This is a genomic window from Marinitenerispora sediminis (genome assembly GCF_003336425.1).
Lineage (GTDB): Bacteria > Actinomycetota > Actinomycetes > Streptosporangiales > Streptosporangiaceae > Marinitenerispora > Marinitenerispora sediminis.
Map to the genome: position 1 here is coordinate 1 of NZ_QEIO01000239.1, position 4,957 is coordinate 4,957.

Sequence of the window (4,957 nt, forward strand, 5' to 3'; positions counted from 1 at the left end):
GGGGCGAGGGGGCCGGCGGCGCGCCGCCGGCGGCGAGGGCGGCCGGCCGGTCAGGTGGCCGTCCAGGCGCCGTCGAGGCAGAGCGAGGACCCCGTGAGGTAGCTGGCCTGCGGCGTGCACAGCCAGGCGACCGCCTCGGCCACCTCCTCGGGTTCGATGAGCCGCTTCAGGGCCGGCCGGTCCAGCAGGACGCGCTCGGTCACCTCCTCCTCGGGCAGGCCGTGGGCGGCCGCCTGCGCTGCGATCTGCCGGGACACCAGCGGTGTGCGCACGTAGCCGGGGCAGACGCAGGCGCTGGTCACCCCGTGCGGCGCCGCCTCGACGGCGGTGACCTTGCTCAGGCCCTCCAGGGCGTGCTTGGCGGAGACGTAGGCGGACTTGTAGGGGCTGGCGCGCAGCCCGTGCACCGAGGAGATGTTGACGACCCGGCCCCATCCGCGGGCGTACATGTGCGGCAGGACGCGCCGCAGCAGCAGGAACGGGGCGAGGACCATCAGGGCGTGCATGCTGCGGAACACCTCGGGCGGGAAGTCCTCGATCGGCGCCACGTGCTGCGTCCCGGCGTTGTTCACGAGCACATCCACCTCGGCGGGCAGGCCGGCGAGCGCGGCCTCGTCGGTGAGGTCGGCCACGTGGGCGGTGCCTCCAACGGCGGCGGCGGCCACCGCGAGCGCGTCGGGATCGACGTCCACCAGGTGCACCCGCGCGCCCGCGGCGGCGAGCCGCGCGGCGCAGGCGCGGCCGATGCCGCTGGCGGCACCGGTGACGAGCGCGCTCCGGCCGGTGAGGTCGAGGGCGACGGCGGTGGGAGTCGGGACGGGGACGGGTGAGTCGGCGTGCATGGGCGTCACGCTAGGCCGTGGATGTGACCTGGCCCATAGTGCGGGGCCATACATGTGGTGATCGACCGGTGTGCGCGCGGCCCACCCCCGGCGCCGCCGCCTGCGCCGACCGGGCCGCCGGACCGCGCCGCGGCCGGGACCGGGAGCCGGGAACGGCGCTCCGAACAGGCCGCTCGCCTACCGCTCCGGGCGCCCGCGCCGCAGCGTCCGCCCCGGCGCCAGCCGCCCGCCGCACCCGGTACAGCGCCGCCCGCTCCCGGCTCGGCGGCCGCGAGGGGAGGCGTGCGGCCGCGCCCGACCTGGCGAGGACACCGGTGCTCACCGCGCCGGGCACCACGGGCAGCACGGGAACCCCGGCGGCGCCGAAGGAGCGGAGTCCCGTCCGGGCGGTGTCGGGCAGCGGGTCCGGCGCGGCCTCGGGCGCGCCGGGCCATGCGCGGAGCCTGAAGGACCGGGCTGGCCGCCACCCGGACGGGGGAGCGGCCGGCGAGCGTGTCGGGGCCGGGCCCGATCGCGCGCGTGGACCGGGCGGGGCGCGGCCCAGTCAGCGAAGGCCGGATGAGCACCCCGCCCGGACTGGCGCGCCCCCGGGCAGTGCCGGGGGACTGGCGGACCCGGCCGGGGCCCGGGTACGGCGTCCTGCTCCCCCTGGCCGCCAGGGGACGCGGCGGCGAGAGGGCCGGTACGTCGCCCGGCCGCCGCCGCGGCCGGGCGACGCCGCTGGCCGCCGGACGCGACCGGGGACGGGGGTCTCCGAGGCCCCGCGCATCGTCGCCGCTGGCGGACGCCTCGACGCCTGCGTGGACTCCACCCTGGTGCGCGCCCAGCACGCGGCCGGGGCCGCGAAGAAGAGGACGCGGCCCGGCGCGAGAGGAACCGACCGGGCTGGCCACGGCGACCGGCACGCGGCGGCGGGCGGGACGAACCGGCTCAGACCCAAGCGGGCGGCGGCCACCCGATTCGACGAAGCTCCCCCCACGGTCCGAGGCCGCCGTCCCGGCCCCGGCCATCGGGGCATGGCTCCGAACCCTCCGGACCGGGCGAGCCGCGGTCGCGGCCGTGGCACGGGCACCCGTCGGGTCCGCCCCGAGGCAGCCGGGGTGCGGAGCCCCGGCACCGTCACCGGCCGGATCACCGGCACCACCGGGCGGCCGCTCGCCGAGGTCCCGTGCGGTTCCGCTTCTCCGCCGCGGCCTACAAGGCCCGACGATGAGGGCGGCGACCCGCGCGGCCCTTGGGCCGCACGGCCGAGCTGGACGAGGACCTCACCCGGCGCCTCCACCGGTCGGGACCGGCCGGCTGGTCACAGCGGAGCCGGGCCCGGAGCCGGCGTGCGGGGACGGGAGGGCCCGCTCCGCAGGGCGTCGCGGCCGCGGGGCGGGCCGGTACCGGAGACGTCGCGGCATCCGCCCGCGGCGGTGCGGGCGGGCGTTTTCGGACCGGAGTGAAAACGATTCCCGGTACGATGCGTGCGGACCCACCGCCGAACGACGACAAGGACTCCTCCGTGCCGGACAGGTCTGCGGGATCCCCGGTCCGCTCCTCCTCCCTGGGCGACACCATCGCCGGCTGGAGCGACCGCGAGGACGAGCACCTCCCGCCACCCGACTGGGGACGCCCCACCGGGCCGCGCCGCACCGCGACCGTGTGGCTGTTCGCGGCGTTCATCGCGCTCATGGGGGCCGGCCACGCCTGGCTGTCGGACCGGCTGACCCACGAGGCGTTCCTGGCGTGGGCCACGATCTTCACCGCCATCAGCCTGCAGGCGATGCCGTTCCTGGTGTTCGGGGTGGCCCTGTCGGCCGCGCTGACGGCGTTCGTCCCGGCCTCGCTGTGGCGGCGGGTGATCCCGCGGCACCCGGCCGCGGCGGTGCCGGTCGCCGGCGTGGCCGGTGCCGTGCTGCCCGGCTGCGAGTGCGCCTCGGTACCGATCGCCGGCAGCCTGATCCGGCGCGGGGTGGCGCCGGCCGCGGCGCTGACCTTCCTGCTGGCCGCGCCGGCGATCAACCCGGTGGTGCTCGTCGCCACCGCGGTGGCGTTCCCCAACCGGCCGGAGATGGTGGTCGCGCGGCTGGTCGCCTCGCTCGGCGCGGCGGTCGTGGTCGGGTGGCTGTGGGCGCGGTTCGGCCGCTCCGGCTGGCTGCGTCCGCCCCGCGCGCACCACGATCCCGGCGCCTCGCGCTGGACGGTGTTCCGCGAGTCGATGCAGCACGACCTCATGCACGCGGGCGGGTTCCTCGTGGTGGGCGCGCTGGCGGCCGCGACGCTGAACGTCATGGTGCCGCGCGACTGGATCGCGGCGGTCGCCGACATGCCGGTGGTCTCGGTGCTCGTGCTGGCGGCGCTGGCGGTTTTGCTGTCGATCTGCTCCGAGGCCGACGCGTTCGTGGCCGCCAGCCTCAGCGAGTTCTCCGGCACCGCCCAGCTCGCGTTCCTCGTGGTGGGGCCGATGGTCGACCTCAAGCTGATCGCCCTGCAGGCCGGAACGTTCGGCTGGGCGTTCGTGCGGCGGTTCGTGCCGCTCACCCTGGTGCTCACCCTGCTGTTCAGCTTCGCCGTCGGAGGGCTGCTGCTGTGAACCGGATCGCCCAGGGCATCGTGCTCGTCCTGCTCGGTGCCGCCGCGCTGAGCTGCACCCTCGCGTCCGACCTGTACCTCAACTACGTGCAGGCGGCGTTCCGCCCGTTCCTGGCGGCGGCCGGCGTGCTGCTGGTGGCGCTCGGCGTCATCGCGATCGCGGTCGACCTGCGCGCCGCCGGGCCGGCTGCGGCGGACGCCGCCGAGGAGCCGGACCACTCCGGGCACGGGGCCGACTCCCACGGGCACGGGCACCGCGCCCCCGGGGTGGCGTGGCTGCTGCTGCTCCCGGTGGTCGCGGTGTTCGTCGTCAGCCCCCCGGCGCTGGGCGCCTACACCGCGGCGGGCGCCGCGACCGCGCCGCCGCGCGACTCCGCGGCGGCGCTGGACGACCTGGACGAGGACTGGGGCGACCCGTCGGAGCCGCGGGAGATGGAGCTCCAGGAGTTCGTGATGCGGGCGTGGACCGACCAGGAGCGCACCCTGGCCGGGCGGACCGTGCGGCTGACCGGGTTCGTGGTGCCCAACCCGGAGGGCGAGGGCTGGTACCTCGCCCGGCTGCAGATGGCGTGCTGCGCGGCCGACGCCATCGTCAACCGGGTCCTCATCACCGACCAGCCGGAGCCGCCGAAGGACAGCTGGTGGCAGGTGGACGGCACCTGGGTGGAACCGGAGGGCGACATCCAGGACATCCGGGACCACCGGTTCTCGGTGGCCGAGATGGCCGAGGTGGAGAACCCGCCCGACCCCTACGAGTGAGCAGCGCCGGCCGCCCGTGCCGCCCCACCGGGCGGCACGGGCGCGGGCGTCAGAACTCGAAGACGCCGCCGGTCTCGTTCCCTGCGACGCAGGGATTGCTGAAGTCCCTGCGGTAGTCCACCGGGGTGCCGTACCAGTGGCCCGCGGCCCGCAGGACTCCCGGGTCGAACTGCATGGTGCAGGCGCCGGAGCGCGCCCGGACCCGCCCGAAGTCGCCCCCCGCTCTGGCCAGGGTCTCGCAGGCCTCGGCGGCCCGCGGATGGCTGCCGCCGGCGGGCCCGCACTCCAGGACCACGGACCGCTCGCCCTCCCCGTGCTCCGGGGTGATGGTCAGCTCCAGGCGCGCCCCCGCCGCGCTCGCGGGCTGCGCCGCTGCCGCCGGCGCCGCCGCCACTCCGCCCGCGGCCGCCACGGCCGCCGCCGCCAGCAGGGCCCCCAACTGTCGTTTCCGCACGATCCCTCGTCTCCTCGTCTCTGTCGGGCGGACGCGCGTCCGCCGTCGCCACTGCGGGTCATTAAACCGTGACGGAACGTCGCTTGTCGGGGGTTCCTGCCGTTTGCTGCCGGGACTTTTACCGCGGTCCGGGACCCCGGCGTCCGGGTGTGGCGGGCACGGGCACCGCGCGACTCCGGGTGGGGAGCTCCCGTGCCGCTGCGCCGGTCCGCCCGCCCTGGGCGTCGACGCCGAAGGGCGGGCGTCGTCGGGCATGGCGGCGCTCACGGGGACTCCGATGGCAGCCGCGATGACGGGGACCACGGAGCTGCGGGGTTCCACGGCG

At 77.1% G+C, this 4,957-nt stretch carries 4 protein-coding genes; 2 read left to right on the plus strand and 2 right to left on the minus strand.

All coding sequences use genetic code 11. From position 1 onward, the window contains the following. Positions 1 to 50: 50 nt before the first annotated feature. Positions 51 to 842 carry a 3-hydroxybutyrate dehydrogenase gene (locus DEF28_RS25500; protein WP_114400688.1) on the minus strand — a complete coding sequence of 264 codons (792 nt, stop codon included), beginning with the start codon at positions 840 to 842 and terminating at the stop codon, positions 51 to 53. A 1,465-nt stretch (positions 843 to 2,307) separates the two neighbouring features. On the opposite strand from DEF28_RS25500, the gene DEF28_RS25505 reads away from it, so the two are divergent. Further along, positions 2,308 to 3,420 carry a permease gene (locus DEF28_RS25505; RefSeq protein ID WP_114400689.1) on the plus strand — a complete coding sequence of 371 codons (1,113 nt, stop codon included), beginning with the start codon at positions 2,308 to 2,310 and terminating at the stop codon, positions 3,418 to 3,420. Beyond that, positions 3,417 to 4,178, plus strand: a complete 762-nt coding sequence (locus tag DEF28_RS25510) for a TIGR03943 family putative permease subunit (RefSeq protein WP_114400690.1) — start codon at positions 3,417 to 3,419, stop codon at positions 4,176 to 4,178. Before DEF28_RS25505 ends, DEF28_RS25510 begins: the two co-directional genes overlap by 4 nt. A 49-nt stretch (positions 4,179 to 4,227) precedes the next feature. Here DEF28_RS25510 and DEF28_RS28645 read toward each other — a convergent pair whose 3' ends face one another. Further along, positions 4,228 to 4,632 carry an SSI family serine proteinase inhibitor gene (locus tag DEF28_RS28645; protein ID WP_233515538.1) on the minus strand — a complete coding sequence of 135 codons (405 nt, stop codon included), beginning with the start codon at positions 4,630 to 4,632 and terminating at the stop codon, positions 4,228 to 4,230. Between the last annotated feature and the right edge of the window lie 325 nt (positions 4,633 to 4,957).